Below are 24,129 nucleotides of genomic sequence, written 5' to 3'. Positions count from 1 at the left end.
CCCTTGTGGGAGAGGGGGGCTGGGGGGGTGAGGGGCGAAGCGTGCCATACCCAAGATGTGTGTAAACGGCAGCCGTGCGCAGGGGTTTGGAGTTGCCGGGTTCTTCCTCCGGCGTGTGGGTGCGACGCCAATCGCTTTGTTTATTTACTGCCGGCAGTAGAATCGCTCTGTTTCTTTTGTGCCTGCTTTTCGCTCCTATTCTGCCAGAATTGAGTCACCCACGCCGCAACTCCCGCTGCTAATAAACCGGCTGCGATGCTGAGGGTGACGGATACGGTGAACGGATGGGGTGGCGGGAAAGAAAAAGGCAATTTAATCTGGGGAAAAGTCACCGGCAACAGAATCGGTTTCTCCGGGCTGATCTGCTGATAGCAGGAGGAAACGATGCCCCCAACACCGACGCCAAAGCCGGCAGCTGCTAAGGCGATTTGGAAATTGCGCTCCCGTTCCTTTTCGCGGTCTTCCTCTTTTTCCTTTTCTATCTTATCACGCTCTTCTTTCTCTTGCAACCTGTCTTCTTTTTCGCGGTCGAGGCGAGCCTGTTCAATTTCCACGATGCCCCGGATGGAGGCAATCGCTTTGTCCAGCAAGTCTGAGCCGTGCCCGTAATATCCCAAATCGGCAACTATCTGCTGTTGATAAGACGTGCAGGTTTCTTGGCCGAAGGTTTCCAAGAAGGGGACTGTCGGCTCAAACGGATACTTGGAATCGGAGGCGAGACTTTCCTTTATTGTAGCAACTTTCTCGGCGTAATTGCCAGCGTTGATTTCAATGGTGTGGTGCCGGAATTGCAAATCTCTCAGCAAGCGTGCGTACTCCACCGCACGCACCGGCATCTCGATGAGTTCACTGTTGAGAGATTCCAGGTTTTCTTGACTCAACCGGCCTTTGTTGCTATAATTGGATTGGGGCAAGCCTCGAAAAATCGTCTCAATCCGCTCCTCTATCTTCTCGTACTCACTCCGCGTTACCCGAGAAATCTTGCGGCTCTCCTGATAGACATAGACAATCTTATTGCGGTAGAAGAACAAATCGAGTAACTCATTATAGCACGCGGCGAACTTTTCGCTCGTGGCTGGATGGGAGAACAGCCAGACGAGGATGTGGCAGGATGAATCCCCCTGACTGCTGCTATACTCAAATATAGGACTGCCGAACAATTCCCCCTGGCGCGAGAAGGCGGGCCGGTTTTCGGGTTCTGGGATGAGCTTTTCCAGGCACTCGCTTGCTAGCTTTCGCAGGAATTGGCTATCTTTTCCCCGCGCTTCTTGCTTTTGGGCGACGGTGAGCGAGGCGGTAATCAGCAGGGTTTGCCCTAGGGAATTTTTAACCGGCGTGGGCGTGGGAAGTAAACAGTTATTGGGGTTAAACTCCTGGAAGATGGCAGTATTTACCGGCTCGGTTGGCTTGCCGGCGTCTTCTTCGGGAATGCGGATATTAAAAGCGAGGGCATAGCTGTCACGGATGCGCAGGGGAGAGACAAATCCTTTGATTTTGACACCCTGTTGGGATTCTTTCTCGAAGGGGAGTGAGCGCCGGTTGCCAACGGCTGCTTTCTGCAGCAGGTTTACCCGATTGCCGGGGGGTTCTTTTTTTTGGTAGCTGGATAAGTTGGAGGCGTCGAGTTGCGCTGTAATGCCCAGTTGCTGTAGAATGCTGTTGCATCTCTCCCAGAGGGAGTGGGGATTCTCTACCTCAGATCCTAGGGTTTTGTGGAGGTGGTAGGCAAACAAGTGGGCATTAGGTGCCCAGATTTTGTTAGTCATTTTGACTGCCCGGTTGTTGCTGTTCAGCTTCTTTCTGGAGGGTTTCGTAGGCTTCTTGAATGCTTGAGCGCAGTGTCGGTACGATATTTTCTATTACGCCTGTATCGCTGGTATCAAATTCTGGCAGATCCTCAATATCCGTGCGCCCACGAGCAACCGTATGTCTGAGCTTTTCTCCTAGCCCATTCTGGGCGCACCACTTGGTAATGCTCTGGGCTGTCGAGAAAAGTGGGTCATTGGCAAAGTCGGTAAGGTTTGACTCTAGCTGCGGCAAGTTTTTCCAAGCGTTTGGCAGAAAGATGGCTGGGTTGTCTTGCAGCCATTTCAGAAAAACAGCGATGGTTATTGCGGGTTCCATAAGGGCATTCTCCGGGTTTTCTGGTAGATTGTTTGCGGGTTAGGACTTAAAAATCCGGCGTGGCACATTTGCCGGGTGAACCCCAACCCCCAGCCCCCTCCCCGCACGCGGGGAGGGGGAGTAAGAGGGAGTGTTTTTAGTGCCCAATCGCGCCGAAGGCAGCCCAATACTGCGGTTTGTGGAAAGGTTTGTCATCAGGGGAGCAGTCAACCCACAGTTGCGCTTCCTCATTATATCTTTTAGGTAAGCCCAAACCTGTTACCCAGTTGAGAAAGTCCTCCTTGGTGACATTGCGCAGCCACGTCTGGGCTGTGTTGAGCGCCACCGGCACGCCAGACTCGCCAGAGTCGCCGCCCCGCAAGCACTCATAAAATTTTATCATCAAAACCGCCGTGGCAAAGTCGTCTACGCGCCAAAGACTGCTGACGACGCTGAGACTGCCGGCATACAAAAAGCCGCTGGGCAATCCAATGTATTCATCAATCCCTTGCGCCGCACCTGTCAAGCCGGTTTCGCAAGCGGAAAGGGTGACAAGCCGGCACTGGGGCAATTCCAGGGAGGCAAAGATATCCTGCAGGGTGAGGCATCTTTCTGGGTTGACTTTTCGCCCATCGCGCAAGGTGAGATACCGCTTATCTCCCTCTTCCACTTTCTCCTCGTTCCCAGGCTCCGCCTGGGAATGCTCTGCGGGAGGCTCCGCCTCCCCCCCAGTGGGCAAGAGGGAGTCTGCCAGAATCAGGGAGGAGGATAGGGGAAACCCCACCTCAAATTTGCCGTGACAAGAAAAGTGGGCGGTGTCGGTGCGCCGCAGGATGTCCAGGTTTTTCTGGAGCTCGGTTTTGGTGGCTTGTTCTCCCGTCAGGATGCGGGTGTGGGGGTCAAAATCCCGTTTAATAACTTCTACTTCTCTCTCAGCATACTTCAAGTTTTTGGTGGGGTTCTGGATGGCAAACAGAAAACGCGGAACCCCTGCGGATCGCTTGCGGTTTCGCACTAGCTGCAGGAGTTGGCAGCTGGGCGCATAGCGCACGCCGGCGGGGAATTCGTCGAGAAGGCAATACCCCTGTAGGGGCGAAGCATTCGCGCTAGTAACCTCCGTCTCCCCACCCGAGTTTGTCGCCGCGAATGCTTCGCCCTGGGTGTTAGTAACCCCCGTCTCCAAGTTTGTCGCCGGCTGGGCGTTGCCCCTGCAGGTTGGGGATACCGGCAGTGCGTGCAGGGGAAATAGGTGCAAATAGCGGTGGGGAATCAGAATTAGCCGGCTACAGGTTGGGGGAATTTTGGCAATAATCCGATCCAGGTGAAGAATGCTGGCAAGCTGGCTGAGACGGGGTTCTAACTGGTTTATCCAATCGTCCAGTCTCTTCTTTTTCCGATTCTTCCAGTCTTTTTCAGATTCGTCTTCGTTTCGAGGCGGGTTGTAGTCACCGAGATATGTATCCTTCCACGCCTGTAGCTGCTGCAACTCTTCGCCGGCAAACTGCACCACTTCCAAGGTGTTGCCGGTGATGATGAAGGTTTGGAAGCCCTGTGTGCCGATGTGCCACTCTAGAATGGCTGTCTCGGAGTCAATCAGCGGGCGGATTTCCTTAAAGGTGATGGGTTCGACTCGCTGGGTGAGGGCGAATTGCGGATCGAATTCCTTAATCTGGTTGAGGAGTTTGTCTAGCTGGGGCTGGGATTCTTCCAGGATTTGCCGCTGCTGTTGGATGTACTCCGTGGTGAGATTGCCAGAGGTGCCGGCAGCTTTCTCCTCCCCCGCTACTTCTGCCAAAAATTGCTGGGCGGCGGAAATGCGCCGGCGCAGTTGGTTTAATTCCTGCGTGAGTTGTGCCGGTGCGCCTTTGGGGTAGAGCTCAGCATTCGCCAGGAGTTCCACCAGTTGGCGGGATTTGCTGCGCTCGACAGTTTCTAGGGCGCATTCCAACTCCCCGGCGCTAATGCAGGCTCGCACCATTTTCTCATAAACATCGAGGGCGTCTTCCAGTATCTCCCGCTTGCGTCGCGGCGATGTCACCCATTCCCGACTTTGTTCCACCGCTTGAATCGCTGCATCGTAACCGCGCATAGCAAGTTCCCACCAGCTCTCAGCAAACGCTAAGTTGCCGAGGTTGCGCCCACTTCTCAGGCATTCTATCGGATCTGCGGTGGGGGTGTAAACTTGCAAAGCCGCCTCATAAGCCGCAATCGCCGTTTCCAGATTCTCCGCCCTATCTCCGGTGATTCTGTTCCAGTAAGCAGTCCCCAGATTATTTTGCGTCGTTGCCCAGTCTTGGGGAAATGCCTCTCGGGTGTAAACTTGCAAAGCCGCCTGATAAGCCGCAATCGCCCTTTCCAGATTCTCCGCCCTATCTCCGGTGATTCTGTTGCGGTAAGCACGCCCCCAGATTATTTTGCGTCATTGCCCAGTTTTGGGGAAATGCCTCTCGGGTGCGAACTTGCAAAGCCGCCTGATAAGCCGCAATCGCCCTTTCCAGATTCTCCGCCCTATCTCCGGTGATTCTGTTCCAGTAAGCAATCCCCAGATTATTTTGCGTCGTTGCCCAGTTTTGGGGAAATGCCTCTCGGGTGTAAACTTGCAAAGCCGCCTGATAAGCCGCAATCGCCGTTTCCAGATTCTCCGCCCTATCTCCGGTGATTCTGTTGCTGTAAGCAGTCCCCAGATTATTTTGCGTCGTTGCCCAGTCTTGGGGAAATGCCTCTCGGGTGTAAACTTGCAAAGCCGCCTGATAAGCCGCAATCGCCCTTTCCAGATTCTCCGCCCTATCTCCGGTGATTCTGCCGCGGTAAGCATTCCCCAGATTATTTTGCGTCGTTGCCCAGTTTTGGGGAAATGCCTCTCGGGTGTAAACTTGCAAAGCCGCCTGATAAGCCGCAATCGCCCTTTCCAGATTCTCCGCCCTATCTCCGGTGATTCTGTTGCGGTAAGCAGCCCCCAGATTATTTTGCGTCATTGCCCAGTTTTGGGGAAATGCCTCTCGGGTGCGAACTTGCAAAGCCGCCTGATAAGCCGCAATCGCCCTTTCCAGATTCTCCGCCCTATCTCCGGTGATTCTGTTCCAGTAAGCAATCCCCAGATTATTTTGCGTCGTTGCCCAGTTTTGGGGAAATGCCTCTCGGGTGTAAACTTGCAAAGCCGCCTGATAAGCCGCAATCGCCCTTTCCAGATTCTCCGCCCTATCTCCGGTGATTCTGTCGCTGTAAGCAATCCCCAGATTATTTTGCGTCGCTGCCCAGTCTTGGGGAAATGCCTCTCGGGTGTAAACTTGCAAAGCCGCCTGATAAGCCGCAATCGCCGTTTCCAGATTCTCCGCCCTATCTCCGGTGATTCTGTCGCTGTAAGCAGCCCCCAGATTATTTTGCGTCGTTGCCCAGTCTTGGGAAATGCCTCTCGGGTGTAAACTTGCAAAGCCGCCTGATAAGCCGCAATCGCCGTTTCCAGATTCTCCGCCCTATCTCCGGTGATTCTGTCGCTGTAAGCAGCCCCCAGATTATTTTGCGTCGTTGCCCAGTCTTGGGGAAATGCCTCTCGGGTGTAAACTTGCAAAGCCGCCTGATAAGCCGCAATCGCCCTTTCCAGATTCTCCGCCCTATCTCCGGTGATTCTGTCGCTGTAAGCATTCCCCAGATTATTTTGCGTCATTGCCCAGTCTTGGGGAAATGCCTCTCGGGTGTAAACTTGCAAAGCCGCCTGATAAGCCGCAATCGCCGTTTCCAGATTCTCCGCCCTATCTCCGGTGATTCTGTTGCGGTAAGCAGCCCCCAGATTATTTTGCGTCATTGCCCAGCCTTGGGGAAATGCCTCTCGGGTCAAAACTCTCAGCGCCACCTCGTAGCCGGCAATCGCAATTTCCCTGTTGCTGGCAATGCTTCCCAGGGGGAACCGCTGCATCAAGTTACTGAAATTGACAATATCAACGGCTTTATTTCTGGCCCATTGCCCGTCTGCCTCTGCCAGGGTGTCTGTTGCCCATTCCCGCAAAATTTGGGCTAAATTATCATTGACTTTATCTAAGTTTTGTACTAAAATAGGATAGACTACTTCGGGATTCGCGTCACTCTCCGCCGTTGCCCGCAATAGCTCCATCAAAAAGAGAACTCCGATTTCTTGTTCCTCGCCGCTGACGGAGGGGTTAGGGGGAGTAAACAACTGACCGGCAAGATTTCGCAACCGGCTGGCGGCTTCTCCCTCGCCCCGCTGTTCCAGATTTGCCGCCTCGATTTCCATTAACCTCGCCAACTCGGCATCAATCAAGTCGGGGTGAGCGCTCACTATGGCTTGTTCTTGCCGGCTCTCGCAGGTGAGCAAGTCGTGGATGAGCTGGTGGTAGGCTTGCTGGCGTGGGCTGTTCATGGTGCCGGTTGCATCTATCCGCAGACAGAATTATTATAGCACACGCCATGACTGGAATCAACCAGCAATCGAGTTTGCCCTCACGTCGCCGGCACTCGTCGTGCTGATCCCACCCGACTTTAGCCCGCGTAGGCGGGCTTTGTCTGTATAGCCGCGATTTCTAATCGCCAGGGCCCATTTACCATAGCAAAAACGGGATGCTCCCGAACGATGGAGCTCCAAGCTCGAACGATGGAGCTCAGAGCTCGAACGATGGAGCTCAGAGCTCGACTGATGGAGCTCAAAACTCGAACGATGGAGCTCAAAACTCGAACGATGGAGCTCAGAACTCGAACGATGGAGCTCAGAACTCGAACGATGGAGCTCAGAACTCGAACGATGGAGCTCAGAACTCGAACGATGGAGCTCAGAACTCGAACGATGGAGCTCAGAACTCGAACGATGGAGCTCAGAACTCGAACCATAAAACTTTTAGGGTGCCGCACTCTCCCTAACGCACCCTACTAATTATAGCCCTTGCTATCACGGCTCAACGAGCGTCTGCACCGCGCCATCAGGCTTGAGCAACACGCGAATTCTCACCGGCTCGCCTCCCCTCACCGGCGAAACAAACGGCTGGTTCATCACCGGCATGCCGGTGCTTTCCACAAACTGATGAGACGCTTGCCCCCGGGGACTAATTTTCCCCACAGACCCATCGGCATTCACTGAAATAGTATACTCCAAAGGTTGCTTCAACCCCAGCGGCGGTCTCCACCGCTGCGCGAAATAATTCCTCGCCTCTGCCAGTTGCGGCATCTCCAGAGAAGTCGTGCCGGTTTGTGACTCAGGCAACTTGCTCGCCTCTCCAGCACTGGGCTCCCTCACTTCCGGTAATGCGCTCTGCGGTGCCTGCTGGGGCGTCACCCCAGACGCACTCCTTGGCGGGGAAGCGCTGTGGGGTGCCGGCACCGGCATCTCCCCAACTGCCGGCACCGGCACCGCCCCAGGTGCCGGCGGGCTCACTTCCGGGGATTTGCCCCGCACTGCCCCCTCTCCGTCAGGCAATCCCGGAATCGGGGGCAGTGCCGGTGCGGGATCGCTGGCGCTACTTGCCCTTGCACTGGGCGGCGGGGCGCTGGGAGAGAGCGCCACCTCGGGCTCGCCCACCGGCGGTGCAGGCGCGCCCAGACTGGGGAGCGCCCCCCCCTCCCCTTCAGCCAGCGGCGGAATCTCTTCGTGGAGGGCACTTTCAGCCGCCGGCGCGGGCAGTGCTGGGGCGGGAACGTGTATAGACGTTGGCGGTGGGACCGGCATGGCTCTCCTGAGCCCAGCCGGTGGGGGCGCAACTGCCACCCTCGCCGGTGCCGGTGGTGAAGAGCCCGGCGTCAGGGCGACGGTGCCTGCCGGCAGCTTTAGCGGAGGCGGTACAGAGGTTGCCGGCACGGGAAGGGCAGGCAGTTTCGACGCCACTGCCCCAGCTGCCGGCGGAGTGGGGGGCATTGCCCCATCCTTCGGCAACTTCAGCACAGCATCGCCGAGCAGATCCTGCGGCGGTGCCGGCGGTGCTGCCGGTGCGGGAGCCGGCGGCGGTTGCTGCGCCACCGGCTGTGGCGGGGCTGCCGGTGCCGCCATCTGGGCGTACTGGCGCTCAACCAGCTTCAGCCCCGCAGTTGCCACCCCCAACGTTACCGCCACCACCGCCACCGTTTTCGCCCACAGCGGCGGTTGCTTCAGCCAGTTGAAAACCCTCTCCCTGGGCGCTCCCACCACATCTGCCGTATACTCATCGAGCGCCGTCGCCAAATCAAACAGCTGTAGCGAACTCAGGTTAATTGCCGGTCCGGTTCCCTCCGTCGCCAGCGAGCCCAAAAACAGCTCATGGACCACCAAACTCCGCCGCACCAGATAGATGCCGGTGGCTTCCCTCTGTGCTATCTCACTCCTTCCCACCTCCGCCGCCGGCGCTTCTGGCGGCTCCGCCGGCGGCTCCGCCGGCGGCAAATCCTCCCCACTCCCCTCAGCCACAACTTCCACCGGCGCTGCCGCCCCTAGCGCGTCAAGCTCCCAAGCGGTAGGCTCCAGCTCCACCTCCACTCGGCTTGCCGGCTGCGCCGCGCGTGGCGGCTCCTTACCATTTTCCTCCGCTTTTGTCAGCCCCTCAACCGCTTTTTCTCCTGCCGGTGAGTCACTGAGGAATTGCCGCACATAGGCGCTCACCGCCTCTTGCAGGGCGTCGAGTTGAGCCCTGTCGCCCCGAATCGTAACTTGCTGTTCTTCCGGCAGCTGGGGCGCGTCAAAGTGAAGCTCAAATTGCAGATCTTTAAAAGCCGAAATGCCAGCCCACCGGAAGCGAGACGAACCTTTCGCCACAATTTCCAGCGTGCAAGTGGGGGGCGTGTACCGTCGGAGAACCATTTCAATATTACAGTTTAGATGTTAGAAGTTGGATTGACTTACCGCGCCCGATCGTGGAGGGCTAGCCAGAGCCGGCGGGAACCGCTGGGGCCGCTATAAAACAATAAATCTATCAGAAGTTTGAGAGCTAGATGCGAGAGCGTATCAGGAGACACACTGTCTCCCTCTTCCATACGCTGCTGATAGGTGTTGCAAAAATTATCGATATAGTCTCCTAGCAAAGCTGCTTCGTGGGGCGGGCGGTTTTGCTCCGCCAGCTGTTCTAGCAGCGCCACGGCGCGGCGGATTAATTCCTGGTGCTCTTTTGCCAGGTGACAGCAGATTAAAACCAAACCCCGAGCTTCCTCCACATCCAGCTTTTTCCGCCCCCCTTCCCCCTTGCGCAAAGGGGAAGACTGGCGCAACCGCCACAGCGCCACCCTATCCGACACCATCGACTCGATTTTCAGCTCCGCCGCCGCCCTCAGCATCGCGGACGTACTGATGCCGGTGAGCGTTTCCAGGGCGAGCAGGACTAAATCTATGTGGGCTTTGATGCTGTCCAGTTGCGCCGGTGCCGGCGCATCAGCAATCGCCAACTCCTGCAACTTGGGTTGCGACTTAGGGGTTGGCGCGGTGGGTTTCACGCTTTGGCGCATAGCTTCAAAATAGGCCATAGAAATAGCACTGGCATCCCTGTTACAACTTTTGATACCAAATTCCTCAGGGCTGGCAGCAGTTTACCACCACTCTCCCCCATTGGACTAAACAAGGGGCAAATTCTATTATATATGGGAATGGGGCATGGGGCATGGGGCATGGGGCAGAGGGCATGGCGCATGGGGCATGGGGCAGAGGGCATGGGGCAGAGGGCATGGCGCATGGGGCATGGGGCATGGCGCGCAGCAATCAATCCCCAATCCTTGCATCCAAAATCCTTGCATCCAAAATCCTTGCATCCAAAATCCTCAATGCCCAGTGCCCAGTGCCCTTCAAGCCAGCCTGAGAGCAATAATAATGTCTTGTCCGCTCAAAAATTGTTCCCGCTTTGGCCACCTGCCGTAATACACCGGCTCCACCACTCGCAGGCCATTTTTTTCATAAAGCCCGCGAATGTAGCCCTCATCATAAGCCACAGCCGCTTCCGGCACAAGCGGCTCAGCCACGCGGCACACCCCGCCCCCAACATCTTTAAAATCAAACCGCAGCTTTTTCGCCTCAAGCGCCGCCAGCGATTCCGCATTGAGCAGGAAATAGCTGCTCAAACACCGGCCATCTTTTTTCAAAACCCGCGCCACCTCAGAAAAGTAATTTTCCATATCCTCAGGCAGCATGTGCGTGAACACCGAGGCGAGAAACACAAAATCAAAGCTCGCATCCGGATAGGGAAACTTGTACTCAGCCGCTCTAATCTCCCCCGCCGGATTGTATTGCTTATTGTAAACGTCAGCCCTGTGAAACCGAAAGTTGGGGTGTTTCGGAGTAATATTCTCCTGGCACCAACTCACTCCCGCCGGCTCGATATCAAATCCATCATAGCTCCCCCCATCCTTCAAATACTTTATCAGGGGCAGAGCCATACGACCGGCACCGCAGCCAATTTCCATAACCCTGTCCTGGGGTTGCAAGCCGGCAAGTCCCACAAAATACCGCAAGAACTCCTCTCCGATTTCCTTAAAATTATTAATCCCCCCGCTGCCAACTGCTTTAATCAATTCGATGGGGGGATAGAGTTCTTCGGTCACGAGAATACCTCATACAGGAATGAATGAACCGCCCCCGTGTGGGGACGCCAAGACAGGAGAGGGGTGTGGTGTCTCCCCCTCTACCTGCGGTGATGGGAAATAATAGGAATGAACCGCCAAGACGCCAAGGACGCCAAGAAAGACGATGAGAGGGGAGGTGGGTTATACCCCTCTCCCCTGGTGGGGTTAGCGGAGGTAGGCAACGGTGACACCGGCACCTCCATCTTCGGCGCGGGCGAGTTCGTAACGATCGACGTGGGGGTGCTGCTCCAGGAAATCGTGGACGCCCTGGCGCAGCTTGCCGGTGCCTTTGCCGTGGATCACCCAGACAGCGCCGCTGGTGGGAATCGCTTGGGCAATAGCGCGTTCGAGTTCAATTTCCGCATCCGCGACGCGACTGCCTCGCAGGTCGAGGGTGTTGTAGGAGGTGCGGACGGTGGGGAGGGCGGCGGGTGCGGGTGCCGGTGCCGGTGCGGGTTTGGGTTTCACCGGCATCTCCGGAAACTCCCCTTCGAGGGATTCGATATCGGTCAGGGATACCGTCATTTTCATCAGCCCGAACCGCACGCTGAGCTCGCCGTCGGAATTGGGGGCGCTGAGCACCTCAGCCGTCTGTCCGAGGCGGGGGATGCGGACCCGATCTCCGACTTGGGGGCGGAACCCGGGTTTGGGTTTGGGTTCAGGATAGGAGCGGGAGGGCAAGTGCCGGTCAGCAATGTCACCCAGCGCCTCGGTGGCTTGCTGGGCGTCTGCTGCGGTGGCGGGACCTTGCTGCAGCCGGCGGATGACAGCGGCAATTTCCGCTTTTGCAGCTAGAATTGCGTCTCGCACCGCCTGTTCTTGGGAGAGTTTGAGCTGCTGCTCGCGCTCTTGCAGTTGGGCGGCTTTTTGGGAGAGCTCGCGGTGCAAGCGCTCGGACTGCTTGACGAGCTCAGCGGCTTCTTTGGCCCGGGTTTCCTGACGCCGGCGCTGGTCTTCCAAACCGGCAATCACCTGATTGATTTCTTCCGTCGCGCCGGTGCCGGTGAGGGAGCGAGCTTGTTCGACAATTTCGGCAGGCATTCCGAGCCGGCTGGCGATGGTGAGGGCGTTGGAGCGCCCCGGAATCCCCCACAGGAGGCGGTAGGTGGGCTGCATGCTGACATCATCAAATTCCACGGAAGCGTTTTCAAAGCGGTCATCCTGATATTTCAGGGCTTTGAGCTCGCCGAAGTGGGTGGTGGCGACGGTCAAGCTGGCGCTGCCGGCCAGGTGCTGGAGCAGGGCAATGGCCAGAGCGCTGCCCTCAGTGGGGTCAGTGCCGGCACCGACTTCATCGAGCAGCACCAGGGAATTTTCCGTCAGCGCGTCGAGAATGCGGGTGATGCGGCGGATGTGCCCGGAGAAGGTGGAGAGGCTTTGCTCAATGGACTGCTCGTCGCCGATATCCGCCAGAACGCGGTCGAACCAGGGGAGTTCCACCGGCTCTTTTGCGGGCACGAACAGGCCGGCTTTGGCCATCAGTGCGGCCAGCCCCAGGGTTTTCAGGGTGACGGTTTTGCCGCCGGTGTTGGGGCCGGTGATGGCCACAATCCTGATGTGGGGCCCGACCAGCAAGTCAGTGGGCACCACCGGCGAGCCCTGTTCGTGCTGCTGCTGCCACACCAGCAGCGGGTGGCGCAGGTGGCGCAGGACGATCGTCTCGCCTTTCTGGCTTTCCGTGCCGGTGCCGCGATCTATAAATCGCGGCGGGTTGGCTTCCAGCCACAGGCTGTAGCGGGCGCGGGCGGTAGCGATATCGAGGATAGTCACCGTAGCCAGCAACCGCTCCAAGTCCGCCCCGGCAGCAGCCACTTGCTGGCTGAGGGCGCGGCGGATGGCTTCTTCCTCAGCTTGCTCCTGGCGGACCTGCAGGCGCATCTGGTTGTTTAAATCCACGATGGCGTGGGGTTCAATATAAAAGGTGGCACCGCTCATCGAGGTGTCGTGGACAATGCCGGGAACCGATTCTTTTTGCCCCGCTTTCACGGGAATGACGAAGCGATCTCCGCGCTGGGAGATCAGCTGTTCCTGAATCGCATTCGCCTGTCGCTGCATGATGCCCTGCAAGATTTGATAGATCCTGTCCCTGATCTGGCGCATCTGCATGCGAATGCCCCCCAGTTTGGGGCTGGCCCGGTCGGCCACTCGTCCCCGCTCGTCTATGCAGCGGTGAATTTCCTGCTCGATTTCTGGATAGGTGCGCAAGTCCGCCACCAGGGCGTTGAGCGCCGGCAAGTCTTCGTGGGCGTCGATGGTGCGGCGCAGCTGTCTCGCGCCGGCTAGGGTGGTCGCGATGGCCAGCAGCTCGTCCCCAGACAGGATGCCTTGCAGCACCGCCCGCTCCAGGGAGTCGCCAATATCACTGATTCCCTCGAATGTCAATCCTCCGCTGAGGCGACTTTCGAGCAGGTAAACTTCTCGAGTTTGCGCTAGCAGCTGCTGGGTTTCATCGAGGGCTGCCGGTATGGGCAAATTGCGGCAAGCCATTGCGCCCAGCTTGGTGGCAGCAAAGGTGGACAGGTGCTGGCACAGGCGGGGCCATTCGAGAAGTTCTAGAGTTTCCGATTCAATCAAATTTTGAAGGCTGACTTTCAATTTAAGGGTGTTATTAAGTAATTTTAAGATGGCAGTGCGCCGGTTGCAGGCGAAACCCAGACTCTATTTTAGCTTGCCGGCTGAAACCTGGCACGGTTGATGTACTGTCAGGGCCGGCAGCCGTTTGTAGTTGGGCTTTAGCCCCACCGTTTGTAGTTGGGCTTTAGCCCCACCGTTTGTAGTTAGGCTTTAGCCCCACCGCCCCTAAAAATGGCTATTTATTATAGCTCGACTCTCTTTTTTTGTCAACTGCCCGGAGTGAGAATTTACTGGCCGGTGCGGATTTGAGGCCAGGGCGGAGGTCTGCGGCAATTTCGACATAAAAATCAAAAAATTACCTAGACTCACCGGCGTCAGGAGCCTGAAGTTATAATTAATCTATATTCAATCTAGATTCCGCTCCTGCTGGGATCTGTCTGAGCGTTATTATCTGGGTTTGAACGAAAAGTGTGAGGTGCGTCAGTGGAGCGGTTTTGGTTGTTGGGCAACCTGACAGAGCAGGGGCTTTCCTTAAGCTATTTCCCTCCCTCTCCTGTTGCGCTCGCCTTCCTGGTGGCGGAAGTAAAAAGCGAGGGGGAAATATGAAGCATTTTGTACTATTTTTATTCGCTTTAGCTCTGTTGGGGGGAGTGGCACCTGTTGCCTTTCCGAGAGGCTCTAATGCGCCGGCAGATTTGCCAATTGAGAGGGGATCAGCTTTGATTTATGGAGAATCGGCTGACAGCACTGCGGTGGAAGTGGATGGCATCCGTCTGGAAATGTTGCCATACTTTGTATTGCCCATACCGGAAAAAAGGCCCGGTGCCAACACTGATATAATGGTCTGGGCGGTGCTTGCCAACAACAGGCAAACGCCCTTTCCCTTAACCCTGTTTAACAGTCTTGCACCAGAACTCATCGGCTCGAACAGTCATCCCCTACAGCCCCAACGAAAGAGAGACAGGCAAAGCAAGACTGGAAAAGATGATTGCTGGTTACTCCAGCCAAAAGAGAGGATGAATTTAGCTGTGGTGGCAAGTCTTTTTTGGGAGAATAGCAAGCTTAAACTCAAAACGAGTGACAAACTGGGCTACTTGTGGTTTTTTGACAATATAGCTCCCAGTACATATCAGCTGCGGCTCACATATCACAGCCGGGGTGGGGTGGGAAGATGCTATGATTCTAAAACGAGGCAAGTAAAAAAAGTAGAATAAATTTCGCCTCTTCAGGTAGCTACGAAGCTCGCAAAACTTCACCTAGTTTCTCCCGTATTGACTGACAGCAGTGCGGTAGAAGCGGATGGACTCCGGTTTAAAACGCTGTTGCCGGAGGCGATTTTGCCGATTCCAGAAAACCAGCCTGGTGCTAATACCTCTGCGCTACTTGCTCTGAGGATTACTAACAATACGCAAACCCCGCTTCGCTTCAGCGGTTATGACACCCCCGACGCAGAAATTGTGGGACCGAATGGTAAAATACTAGAACTGAGTGCAGCCATAAATTGGACTGTTCCGCCGACAAAAGTTGATTTTCCGCTAGCTCAACCGGGGGAAAGTGTGACTTTCATTCGAGACGCAAAACTGTTCTGGCAGAATAACCAGCTTCGGTTGGGAGGATCTGACGGATATGGCGGCGTTTGGGATGTTAAGGATCTCGCTCCAGGCAGTTATCAGGTTCGGTTGAGATATGTCAACTCTAAAGCAACAGCATACATCTATGATCGGGAACTGAGAGCCCCTAAAACAGGAAACCCCGCGACCTTAGAAGGTATCTGGACAGGTGCGGCAATTACTCCCTTTAGGGAAATCCGCCTAGTCCATCCCTGAACCGAAACAGCCTTCCAATTGCCATTTAGGACGGATTTGAAAAAACACGGATATCTTTTTTTGAAACCTGTTGCATAAAGGAAATAGGAAAAATGTAATCGCGACAATATCCCCTAGTTTTTTTGACGACGACCTTGTTAGTCGCGTTGACGAGTCGGTCTAGTTTTGCCTTCAATATTACACCCTCTCAACCCGGAGCAAGTGTTTCATACATTCCCTCGGATGCCTACACGGTAAGCGGATACAAAGCTTCTGTGGATCTGGCTCCTTCGTCAATTACTAAAACCCCTGTAGGTGGTACGCCAATATTCCTAGAAAGGCTGCGTTATGCTTTTCCTAGCTGGACTTTTAATTCAGTTACTAGCGACTTAAATGGGAGTTTTGAGATTAAAAAGTACGAGGCTATTATAAACCAATTCCATAATTTTGGAATAAAAATAGGGGCAAATTTGCAACTTTTTTCCGTCCCAGTGATGGCGATCTAACATCTGAAAACAGCGAACTTCACTGGATTCAGCGGATAGTCAATAATCACAGCAGCCTAACTAATACATATGGCGATCTAGAGGATAGGATTGATGTACCCCCGACACAGGATAACCCGTTCTACGACCTTATTCCAACTATTGTTGCTCTGAACTTAGCTGAAAATGAGTTTGTAGACGGTCCATTGCGACAGTATCCTCAGTATAACCATTACTGGTCTGCTGAACTCTACCTGGTTGAGCCAACTGCGCCAAAGCAAGTCACGATTTATAACGGTATTTCGTGGGGTTGGAAAAATGAGGTGGTTCCAGAACCCACCACTGTGATGGGTTCTGGTTTAGGAATGACAATGATGTTTGGAGCTTGGCTGAACAAAAAAAAGCGGTCAAAAAAAGCGTAAGAAGCTTTAAAAGAAAGGTTTGAAGCGCGAAACATCGCTGCGCTGGGGGAGTGTGTCTCCCCCAGCTAGCATGCGTCGAACTCGCCAGACACCAACTTTGAAATTATCTCCGCTTTAGAAACAAAGCCAGGAGTTATCATTAATATAGATATCAATTGAGATTCGGCTACCGCTAGGATAAGTCTGGGCGTTTTTATGATGTTGAGGCAGCTTCCCAAGTGAAGGAATCGAACTGTCCGTAAGTCATGTCGGCTCCAAGTGCCAGCTTTTGATTGCGGGAAATCTTTTCTGGAGAAACAGGCAGCTTAGCTTCAATGAGAAAGCGCCCTATTGCCGGCGCACCCCACTCTTGGGCAGGAAAGCCTTTTCAGCCAGAGGAACAAAAGCCATCTGTCTCAACTTGCCATAAAAAGCTGAACTTTTTTCAACTCAGCCGCTGATGTGCCGGTGAAAAATACCGGCGCGAGCTTTAGTAGCCGTTCCCGCGATAAACCCTGAAGATATATAGCAGTTCTAAATAATTTTTGAGAGCCTCTCTCTTTTCTTCCCTTGGCATTCTTGGCGTCTGCCCAACGGGTACGCCGAGAAAGCGCGTCTATAGCAGTTTCTAAAAAACATACCTCTCACAGCTCAATTAGACCGGCTATAGCGTACCAGTGCGCGCGGGAGCTGTAGAGCACACTCATCTAAAATTTCCTTTAATAACCGCAATCTATAAAGTTCCCCATGACAGAACTGGAGCTGCCGGCCATCCATGCTGGTTTTTCCAGAGGATCGAGCTGAGGGACAAACGCGCCTTTGAAAAAAGCTTCAAGACAGGTCAGCTGCTGGAGGTCAACGCTGTTAAACATGTCGTCTAGCGCTTGACAGTCTTGCTTAGTCAGGGGGATAGCAGATGCTTCTGAAGGGGCGGTTAGGGTGCGCATAGGAGAAGGCGTTAACTTTGCTTTTGTAGGCTTCTTTCAGCCTAAGACAAGCGCCGCCTGCTTGACATCAGTTAATCCACCCAACTTAAAGATAATATTTCTGTAAAGAGAATAGGTCGGAGGAGGGAGAAAATCCTCACGCCCCACGGCTGTGTGGGGCGCGGGAAACCCGAAGGGCGGCACCCTCACGGGGAGCGACCCCTCCTTTACTGTTCCTTCATCTTTGCTCTCCGCACCGGCAGCGTTAAGCGCTTTTACTGGCAACCATTGCCGGTGCCGGTTCGTAAAGATACTCAAACCAATTGCCGTCGGGATCGCGACCGTAAAAAGAAGCAGTGCCATCCCGGTGATCGTGAATGCGGGTGACTTCCACCCCCTCTGCCTTCAGCTGCTGGTAACCGCTTTCCATCTCAGCGCGATCGCTGAAGATAAACCCAAAGTGCGGTCCTGCCTGCTTGTAACCGGGCCCCAATAGGGCCAGCCCATCCTCACCGGCCTTCAGGTAAGCCCAGTCGGCATCCTTCCACACCACCTCCATGCCCAAGTTGCGGTAGAATTCAGCCGCCTTGTCGATGTCCCGCACACAGATGGCAACGTGGCCCAATCGCTTCAACTTCATAAATAAAAAGTCACAAATCTTATCCTTTTATAGCAAATTTATTTTATCCCCTCGTTATCCCCTGGGTATCCAGGTTTGTAGTAGGGCTTTAGCCCCACCGACTGGCCCTTAAGGAGCGCATAATTTTCTTATTTTACGCACCGCCACCTGTGAAAATGGCAAAATCATCGAGCCTGCCGGCACTTCATAAGAAGGCAAAAATAACCTGATATATCAGGCGCTCTCCCCTCTCTTATTCCTTGGCGCTCCTTCACGGCGGCGGTTCCTCACTCTTCCCCACTCTCCTCAAAATTCACCCGCTCATAAATCTCACTCAAGGGAATTTGGAACTCAACCGAAGAGAGTGACAGCAAGGCATCCGCAGATTCAAACTCACTCAAGAACCATTGCCCTTCAGAAGTTTTAGCGAACTGCTCAACATGATAGGTGTATTGGTCAATCATAACATATTCCCTCAAATCAGGGAGCGAGCGATAATAGAGGAACTTATCCCCTTTGTCGTAGTTGCTCGTGGATTTGGACAGGACCTCAACAATCAGTAGCGGATTGGTGACTGTAGTGGTGCCGGCTCCCTCATACACCGGCTTCCCCTGAATGACCATGATATCTGGATAGACGTAGCGGCCATAGCGCGGAAGCGACAAGCGCACATCGCCCATATATATTTCGTAATCTTTACCCCGTAAAGCAAATTTTAAATGGGCGCTAAGATTTAGGGCAATTTTGTTGTGATTAGTTGTCCCGCCTGTCATGGGGATTATCTCTCCGCTGTGGTATTCACTTTTATACTCAGCCGTTTCTTCGAGGGCAAAGTATTCCTCTGGGGTGTAGCGTTTGTCTGTCTGTACGAACATATCCTCCTCCTCCCGGTCTAGCGGGACTATCTCACCGGCATGGTATTCGCTTTTATACTCGGCCTTTGACTCTAGGGCAAAATATTCTTCTGGGGTGCAGTAGGGCTTTTGTTGCTGTTCAGGCATAGTTACCTCCTTCTCTGAGATTGTGACATAGTGCGAGCTGCCGGTGCTACTCCGAGACTCACCGCACCCTCTTTCCCCTGCGCTAGGCTTTACACACAAATCCCCAGTCATGCCAATTTTCTATGAAGTTGGAAGAACCTCTTTCTCCCCCCTCTCCCCTTGTGGGAGAGGCGGGCTGGGGGCGTGAGGGGCTTAGTGTGGTAACATACCCAAGATGTGTGTAAACAGTAGCCCCCCTGAGCGGGGAATGTCTGCCGCTTCTCTTGCGGGGAAAGGGGTTGGGGGGTGAGGTTTGACTTCACAAGGGCGAGGGCGTGCCGGCGCTCGACCCCAACTACCGCCTCACCGGCGCTCTCGAACCCGACTGCCGGCTCCCGGTGCTCTCCAGCGAGCCTCACACATCTTGACGGTTTGCCTGGCGAGCGCGTTGAGCGGGCTTTCCTCCCGCAAGTGAGAGAAGATGTAACAAAGTAAAAAGAAAGCTGTCCGCAAAATTTGATACCCTAGCTTAGATATAGTCTTGAGAACGAGTCAGAGTGGATATTCAAATTGGGCGGGGCAAGACAGCTCGCCGAGCTTATGGAATTGATGAAATCGCCCTAGCCCCAGGGACTAGGACCCTCGATCCGAGTTTGGCAGACACCCGCTGGCGCATTGGGGGCATTGAGCGGGAAATCCCCATCATTGCCAGCGCAATGGACGGGGTGGTAGATGTGCGTATGGCAGTGGGGTTATCCAAATTGGGGGCGCTGGGGGTGCTCAACTTGGAAGGCATCCAAACGCGCTACGCTGACCCGGAGCCGGTGCTGGACAAGATCGCGTCTGTGGGTAAGGACGAGTTCGTTACCCTGATGCAGCAGCTGTACGCCGAACCAATTAAACCAGAACTCATCGAGCAGCGGATTCAAGAAATTAAGAGCCAGGGAGGGATTGCCGGAGTCAGCGCCACACCGGCAGGGGCGAGCAAATATGGGGAAGCCGTCGCCAAAGCGGGTGCGGATTTATTTTTCGTGCAGGCGACGGTGGTGTCAACGGCGCACCTGTCTCCGGAGTCGGTGACGCCGCTGGATTTAGAGAAATTCTGCCAAGAAATGCCGGTGCCGGTGATTTTGGGCAACTGCGTCACCTACTCGGTCGCCCTCAACTTGATGAAAGCCGGTGCGGCGGGCGTGCTGGTGGGCATCGGGCCAGGTGCGGCTTGTACCTCTCGGGGGGTTCTCGGCGTCGGCGTACCCCAAGCGACGGCTGTAGCGGACTGTGCCGCCGCTCGCGACGACTACTACCGCCAGACCGGCACCTATGTGCCGGTGATAGCTGACGGCGGGTTAATCACCGGCGGGGACATCTGCAAGTGCATCGCCTGCGGTGCGGACGGCGTGATGATTGGCTCGCCCTTTGCCCGAGCGGCAGAAGCGCCCGGACGCGGCTATCACTGGGGCATGGCCACCCCGAGCCCGGTCCTGCCCCGAGGCACCCGCATTCGCGTCGGCACCACCGGCACCCTGGAGCAAATCCTGCGCGGGCCCGCACAGCTCGATGACGGCACCCACAACCTCCTGGGGGCGCTCAAAACCAGTATGGGAACCTTGGGAGCCAAGGATATCAGGGAAATGCAGCAGGTTGAGGTGGTGATCGCTCCCTCCCTGCTGACGGAAGGCAAAGTCTACCAGAAAGCCCAGCAGCTGGGTATGGGTAAGTAGATATGCTCCCAGCCACCGGGACGGGGAAAAATTTCCCGCCAGGTGAGGGCATCAGGGCATTGAGTAGCTTACAATAGAAAAGAAGCGGAGACGCATGTTTCCGTTCACTCCTCACACCACACTCCGCCCGGACTCTGTTCGGGCGGTTCCTTAAGAAGAGACATTCTAATTTCCATTGGGCAGCAGCCTAGAGCCAGCCTAGATGCTACAATGGCTATCCTACTAAAAGACAACGTATAGAGGTCTTGTCACGCATGTCAGCAGCCGCAGAAGTTACAGACTCCACGTTTAAGCAAGAAGTGCTCGATAGTTCAGTGCCGGTTTTAGTCGATTTTTGGGCCCCCTGGTGCGGGCCCTGCCGGATGGTGGCTCCCGTCGTGGATGAAATCGCCCAACAGTACGACGGCCAGTTGAAGGTGGTCAAAGTCAATACAGACGAGAATCCCACTGTCGCAACCCAGTATGGCATCCGCAGCATTCCCACACTGATGATTTTTAAAGGGGGGCAGCGGGTTGATATGGTGGTCGGTGCAGTTCCCAAAACCACACTGGCGGCTACGCTGGAAAAACATATACAATTAGACACTAGGGGGGATCTAGAGGATTAGACTTGTAGGTATAGCAGTAGGCACTTAGGGAAAGGACTTGGAGTTTAACATGATGTAGGGGCGGGAACACCGACAAAGAGTGCCACACAGCTACAACACCGATAAACCCGCCCCTAACCTCTGATATAGCAGCAGGTCATATTAGGCCATAGCGTGTCCAAACCAATATGACTGCTGCTATATCTGAGCCCGCAGCAACAGCGCCTGCGCTCCCCAAAACTGTTTTCCCCGCCTTACCGGGCGGATGTCCGGGAATGGCGGGGGGAAATGGCGCATTCGCAACCTGAGATCCACGCAAGGGCTGTAAGCGGATTGTATGTTACCCCTCTCTGGCTCAAGCTAGGGTGGGAGATTTGTCTCATACCTGCTCATGGGGGAGAGGGGAAGGGGAGGAGAGGCAAAAGAGGGAGAGAAAAATTAATAACGGGCAATTAACCGGAGTTAATATCACCCTTCGCCCGACCTTCAAGGCAGGACAAACTGTGCCGGCAGCGAGCGACCGAGCGCCTGAGTCTGGGTAGTATAGAAATACCGCCAGTTAAAAAGCATTCATGGCTCCCCTATCTTCCTCCTTTTCTCAGCCTTTTGAGTCGCTTCATACGGACATCGCTGACCTAATCGACCGGCTCCCTAACGCGAAATACAGCAAGTTTATTGAGCGCTCTCTGACGGCCATCATGCGTCTTGCCGGTGAGGAAATCGACCGTCTGGACTGGAAAATTGTCACGGCTTGCCTGGAAGATATGGAGCGAGGCTTCCAGGTCTTTTATCCCTACCGGCACGTTCGCAAAATCACCATCTTTGGCTCGGCTCGCATCTCGCCAGACAGCCGGGAATACCGGATGGCCGCTGATTTCGCTCGCTGCGTCGCCGACCTGGGATTCGTGGTGATGACCGGCGCGGGTGGGGGAATCATGCAAGCCGGCAACGAAGGGGCCGGTGCGGATCGGTCTTTTGGGCTGAATATCCATCTGCCCTTCGAGCAGGGAGCCAACCCTTTTATTGCCGGTTCGAGCAAACTGATTAATTTTAAGTATTTCTTCACCCGCAAGCTGTTCTTCCTGCGGGAGAGTGACGCTGTGGCTCTGTTCCCTGGCGGGTTTGGCACCCTTGACGAAGCGTTTGAGTGCATCACCTTGAGCCAGACCGGCAGATTCGGCCCAGTGCCGGTGATTTTAATTGACATCCCCGGTGGGGACTACTGGCACGACTGGAATGCCTTCATTCACAAGCAGCTGGTGCGGCGGGGGCTAATCAGTCCAGAGGATATCCATCTCTACACGATCGCCGACAACGTAGAGGTGGCTTGCGCCGCCATCACAAGTTTCTATCGCGTCTACCACTCCAGCCGCTACGTTAAAAACAAATTTGTCATCCGTCTAAAGACAGAAATCTCAGATACGGCGGTCGCTCGCTTGAGCGAGAATTTCAGCGACATCCTCGTCAAGGGGCGGATTGAAAAAACTCAGGCGCTACCCGAAGAAGCCGGGGATGAAACCGCTGATTTGCCCCGCCTGGTTTTGCACTTCAACCAGAGAGACTTGGGGCGCTTGTACCAGCTGATTGCTGCGATTAACCAGCTCGGTGCCGGCTCGCCAGAGTCGGCTCACCCCGAACAAAAGTAACCCGCGCCCGCACGGGGGGGCTTCAAGCGGGCCCGCCAGCAGCGGCAGTTTTTTGCGCTCCTGTCCCGCTCGTTCAGTCGCACGGCAGTGCACCCCTACAGGTATGATGGGCTTAACAAAATTTTAAAGCGTATCGCTCACCCATCACCTGAGGGAACCCAAAACCGAATCATGCGAATTTTATTTGTTGCCGCAGAAGCCGCTCCTCTGGCCAAAGTAGGGGGCATGGGGGATGTCGTCGGCGCTCTGCCCAAATTCCTGCGAAAAATGGGCCACGACGTTCGCGTCTTCATGCCCTACTACGGCTTTCTCCCCGACAAAATCGACATTCCCTCCGAGCCTATTTGGTGGGGAAATGCCATGTACCAGAAGTTTGCGGTTTACGAAACCCAGTTCCCGAACACGGACGTGCCGCTCTACCTGTTGGGCCATCCCAGCTTTACGCCCCGGCGCATCTACTATGGGGATGACGAAGACTGGCGGTTCACCCTGTTCTCCAACGGCGCAGCTGAGTTTGCCTGGAACTACTGGAAGCCGGACATCATCCACTGTCACGACTGGCACACCGGCATGATTCCGGTGTGGATGCACCAAGATCCCGACGTCAAAACCGTCTTCACCATCCACAACCTGGCCTATCAGGGTCCGTGGCGCTGGCGCTTGGAGCAGTTCGCTTGGTGCCCCTGGTACATGCAGGGTCACAACACGATGGCAGCTGCCATTCACTTTGCCGATCTGGTCAACACCGTCTCCCCCACCTACGCCGACCAGATCAAAACGCCCGCCTACGGCGAGCACCTCGAAGGCTTGCTCTCCTTTATCAGCGGCAAATTGCGCGGTATCCTCAACGGCATCGACACCGACAGCTACAACCCTGCCACCGACAAATACATCACTCAAAACTACACCGCTGAGACCATCGACTTGCGCCGCGCCAACAAAGTCTCCCTGCAAGAAGAAGTGGGCTTGGAAGTCAACGCCAATGCCTTTTTGGTTGGCATGGTGAGTCGCCTCGTCGAGCAGAAAGGCATCGATCAGGTAATTCAAATCCTCGACCGCTTCATGGCCTATACCGACGCTCAATTCATCCTGCTGGGATTGGGCGACCCCTACTACGAAAACCAAATGTGGCAGATTGCCTCCCGCTACCGGGGGCGGATGTCAGCCTACATCCTGCAAAGCGACGCCCTCTCCCGCCGCATCTACGCCGGCACTGACGCTTTCCTGATGCCCAGCCGGTTTGAGCCCTGCGGCATCGCCCAAATGATGGCCCTGCGCTACGGCTGCGTGCCCATTGTCCGCCGCACCGGCGGTTTGGTGGATACCGTCTCCCACTACGACCCGATGAACGACGCCGGCACCGGCTACTGCTTCGACCGCTACGAGCCCCTCGACCTGTACACCTCCATGATCCGCGCCTGGGAAGCCTACCGCTTCAAGCCCCAGTGGCGGGAGCTGCAAAAGCGCGGCATGATCCAGGACTTCAGCTGGACGAAATCCGCCCGCGAGTACGTTAAAATGTATAACTCCCTCTACGGTCTCGACGAAAACGGCCTGCCTTTTGGCCACCAGCACCCGCCGGCTGAGTCTCAACCCCAGCCACCGGCAACCGAAGCGCCCCCTGCCGAGCCGCAGCCCGAATTGGCCAGCGCCTAATCCCTCTCGCACGCCCGCAACCGCTTTCCGCACGCCGGTGCAGCCGCGCTGCGGCTTCCCCCAAGCTGCCCAGATGGCGTTTGCGGTCTTGCTTCCTACTGGAAGTTTA

The 24,129-nt window shown here is 55.3% G+C and carries 19 protein-coding genes and 1 pseudogene; 9 read left to right on the top strand and 11 right to left on the bottom strand.

Annotated features, from left to right (window positions below; translation table 11 throughout):
• Window positions 1–140 precede the first annotated feature (140 nt).
• The 8 genes and pseudogenes from OSC10802_RS0120080 to OSC10802_RS0120040 all read right to left on the bottom strand — a co-directional run bounded on the left by OSC10802_RS0120080 (window position 141) and on the right by OSC10802_RS0120040 (window position 13,194).
• Entirely contained in the window at window positions 141–1,766 is a 1,626-nt protein-coding gene (locus OSC10802_RS0120080) for a tudor domain-containing protein (RefSeq protein WP_017718562.1), read from the bottom strand.
• On the bottom strand, window positions 1,759–2,124 hold the full coding sequence (locus OSC10802_RS0120075; protein WP_017718561.1) for a hypothetical protein: 366 nt from the start codon (window positions 2,122–2,124) through the stop codon (window positions 1,759–1,761). The genes OSC10802_RS0120080 and OSC10802_RS0120075 overlap by 8 nt, the downstream gene beginning before the upstream one ends.
• A gap of 136 nt (window positions 2,125–2,260) precedes the next feature.
• Complete coding sequence (locus OSC10802_RS41000; protein WP_369797125.1) at window positions 2,261–4,081, bottom strand: CHAT domain-containing protein; 1,821 nt, start codon at window positions 4,079–4,081, stop codon at window positions 2,261–2,263.
• Window positions 4,082–4,270: 189 nt separating this feature from the next.
• A pseudogene (locus OSC10802_RS44620) lies at window positions 4,271–6,478 on the bottom strand (tetratricopeptide repeat protein); the annotation flags it as partial.
• A gap of 522 nt (window positions 6,479–7,000) precedes the next feature.
• The gene (locus tag OSC10802_RS53100) at window positions 7,001–8,875 is read right to left on the bottom strand and encodes a DUF4335 domain-containing protein (protein WP_017718558.1); all 1,875 of its coding nucleotides are present in this window, start codon (window positions 8,873–8,875) and stop codon (window positions 7,001–7,003) included.
• A gap of 38 nt (window positions 8,876–8,913) precedes the next feature.
• Window positions 8,914–9,531 carry a DUF3038 domain-containing protein gene (locus OSC10802_RS0120055; protein ID WP_017718557.1) on the bottom strand — a complete coding sequence of 206 codons (618 nt, stop codon included), beginning with the start codon at window positions 9,529–9,531 and terminating at the stop codon, window positions 8,914–8,916.
• 315 nt (window positions 9,532–9,846) lie between these two features.
• A complete protein-coding gene (locus OSC10802_RS0120045) occupies window positions 9,847–10,599 on the bottom strand; it encodes a class I SAM-dependent methyltransferase (protein WP_017718555.1) in 753 nt (250 codons plus the stop codon).
• A 186-nt stretch (window positions 10,600–10,785) separates the two neighbouring features.
• Complete coding sequence (locus tag OSC10802_RS0120040; protein ID WP_026098656.1) at window positions 10,786–13,194, bottom strand: endonuclease MutS2; 2,409 nt, start codon at window positions 13,192–13,194, stop codon at window positions 10,786–10,788.
• A 483-nt stretch (window positions 13,195–13,677) separates the two neighbouring features.
• Between OSC10802_RS0120040 and OSC10802_RS55735 the strand changes: the two genes are divergently transcribed.
• The 4 genes from OSC10802_RS55735 (at window position 13,678) to OSC10802_RS47775 (ending at window position 15,906) form a co-directional block, all read left to right on the top strand.
• The gene (locus tag OSC10802_RS55735; RefSeq protein ID WP_017718553.1) at window positions 13,678–13,800 is read left to right on the top strand and encodes a hypothetical protein; all 123 of its coding nucleotides are present in this window, start codon (window positions 13,678–13,680) and stop codon (window positions 13,798–13,800) included.
• A complete protein-coding gene (locus tag OSC10802_RS0120030) occupies window positions 13,797–14,408 on the top strand; it encodes a hypothetical protein (RefSeq protein WP_017718552.1) in 612 nt (203 codons plus the stop codon). Before OSC10802_RS55735 ends, OSC10802_RS0120030 begins: the two co-directional genes overlap by 4 nt.
• A 57-nt stretch (window positions 14,409–14,465) precedes the next feature.
• A complete protein-coding gene (locus tag OSC10802_RS44615; RefSeq protein WP_017718551.1) occupies window positions 14,466–15,020 on the top strand; it encodes a hypothetical protein in 555 nt (184 codons plus the stop codon).
• Between the two features lie 670 nt (window positions 15,021–15,690).
• Window positions 15,691–15,906, top strand: coding sequence for a PEP-CTERM sorting domain-containing protein (locus OSC10802_RS47775; protein ID WP_026098655.1), 216 nt, complete (start codon window positions 15,691–15,693; stop codon window positions 15,904–15,906).
• Between the two features lie 698 nt (window positions 15,907–16,604).
• Here OSC10802_RS47775 and OSC10802_RS0120010 read toward each other — a convergent pair.
• The 3 genes from OSC10802_RS0120010 to OSC10802_RS0120000 all read right to left on the bottom strand — a co-directional run bounded on the left by OSC10802_RS0120010 (window position 16,605) and on the right by OSC10802_RS0120000 (window position 18,431).
• A complete protein-coding gene (locus OSC10802_RS0120010) occupies window positions 16,605–16,832 on the bottom strand; it encodes a hypothetical protein (protein ID WP_017718548.1) in 228 nt (75 codons plus the stop codon).
• Window positions 16,833–17,076: 244 nt separating this feature from the next.
• Window positions 17,077–17,451 carry a VOC family protein gene (locus OSC10802_RS0120005; RefSeq protein WP_017718547.1) on the bottom strand — a complete coding sequence of 125 codons (375 nt, stop codon included), beginning with the start codon at window positions 17,449–17,451 and terminating at the stop codon, window positions 17,077–17,079.
• A 266-nt stretch (window positions 17,452–17,717) separates the two neighbouring features.
• Window positions 17,718–18,431 (bottom strand): Uma2 family endonuclease, encoded by a 714-nt coding sequence (locus OSC10802_RS0120000; RefSeq protein WP_017718546.1) that lies wholly within the window; start codon window positions 18,429–18,431, stop codon window positions 17,718–17,720.
• Window positions 18,432–18,716: 285 nt separating this feature from the next.
• Between OSC10802_RS0120000 and OSC10802_RS50390 the strand changes: the two genes are divergently transcribed.
• The 5 genes from OSC10802_RS50390 to glgA all read left to right on the top strand — a co-directional run bounded on the left by OSC10802_RS50390 (window position 18,717) and on the right by glgA (window position 24,020).
• Window positions 18,717–18,905 (top strand): hypothetical protein, encoded by a 189-nt coding sequence (locus tag OSC10802_RS50390; protein WP_155968111.1) that lies wholly within the window; start codon window positions 18,717–18,719, stop codon window positions 18,903–18,905.
• A gap of 62 nt (window positions 18,906–18,967) precedes the next feature.
• Entirely contained in the window at window positions 18,968–20,131 is a 1,164-nt protein-coding gene (locus OSC10802_RS0119995) for a GuaB3 family IMP dehydrogenase-related protein (protein ID WP_017718545.1), read from the top strand.
• 254 nt (window positions 20,132–20,385) lie between these two features.
• Complete coding sequence (trxA, locus tag OSC10802_RS0119990; RefSeq protein ID WP_017718544.1) at window positions 20,386–20,739, top strand: thioredoxin; 354 nt, start codon at window positions 20,386–20,388, stop codon at window positions 20,737–20,739.
• Window positions 20,740–21,290: 551 nt separating this feature from the next.
• Window positions 21,291–22,364, top strand: a complete 1,074-nt coding sequence (locus OSC10802_RS0119985) for an LOG family protein (RefSeq protein ID WP_017718543.1) — start codon at window positions 21,291–21,293, stop codon at window positions 22,362–22,364.
• A gap of 171 nt (window positions 22,365–22,535) precedes the next feature.
• Complete coding sequence (gene glgA, locus OSC10802_RS0119980; protein ID WP_017718542.1) at window positions 22,536–24,020, top strand: glycogen synthase GlgA; 1,485 nt, start codon at window positions 22,536–22,538, stop codon at window positions 24,018–24,020.
• The last annotated feature ends 109 nt before the right edge of the window (window positions 24,021–24,129 follow it).

It is taken from the genome of Kamptonema formosum PCC 10802, assembly GCF_000332335.1.
Taxonomy (GTDB): domain Bacteria; phylum Cyanobacteriota; class Cyanobacteriia; order Cyanobacteriales; family Oscillatoriaceae; genus Oscillatoria.
This window is presented reverse-complemented; position numbering and strand designations above follow the sequence as displayed.

Bases quoted from the DNA above. Each gene is read 5' to 3' on its own strand.
- OSC10802_RS0120010 (WP_017718548.1), bottom strand. From the start codon at position 16,832: ATGCGCACCCTAACCGCCCCTTCAGAAGCATCTGCTATCCCCCTGACT.
- trxA (WP_017718544.1), top strand. From the start codon at position 20,386: ATGTCAGCAGCCGCAGAAGTTACAGACTCCACGTTTAAGCAAGAAGTG.
- OSC10802_RS0120075 (WP_017718561.1), bottom strand. From the start codon at position 2,124: ATGGAACCCGCAATAACCATCGCTGTTTTTCTGAAATGGCTGCAAGAC.
- OSC10802_RS0119985 (WP_017718543.1), top strand. From the start codon at position 21,291: ATGGCTCCCCTATCTTCCTCCTTTTCTCAGCCTTTTGAGTCGCTTCAT.
- OSC10802_RS0120000 (WP_017718546.1), bottom strand. From the start codon at position 18,431: ATGCCTGAACAGCAACAAAAGCCCTACTGCACCCCAGAAGAATATTTT.
- OSC10802_RS0120030 (WP_017718552.1), top strand. From the start codon at position 13,797: ATGAAGCATTTTGTACTATTTTTATTCGCTTTAGCTCTGTTGGGGGGA.
- OSC10802_RS41000 (WP_369797125.1), bottom strand. From the start codon at position 4,081: ATGGTGCGAGCCTGCATTAGCGCCGGGGAGTTGGAATGCGCCCTAGAA.
- OSC10802_RS0120080 (WP_017718562.1), bottom strand. From the start codon at position 1,766: ATGACTAACAAAATCTGGGCACCTAATGCCCACTTGTTTGCCTACCAC.
- OSC10802_RS53100 (WP_017718558.1), bottom strand. From the start codon at position 8,875: ATGGTTCTCCGACGGTACACGCCCCCCACTTGCACGCTGGAAATTGTG.
- OSC10802_RS0120005 (WP_017718547.1), bottom strand. From the start codon at position 17,451: ATGAAGTTGAAGCGATTGGGCCACGTTGCCATCTGTGTGCGGGACATC.
- OSC10802_RS0120055 (WP_017718557.1), bottom strand. From the start codon at position 9,531: ATGGCCTATTTTGAAGCTATGCGCCAAAGCGTGAAACCCACCGCGCCA.
- glgA (WP_017718542.1), top strand. From the start codon at position 22,536: ATGCGAATTTTATTTGTTGCCGCAGAAGCCGCTCCTCTGGCCAAAGTA.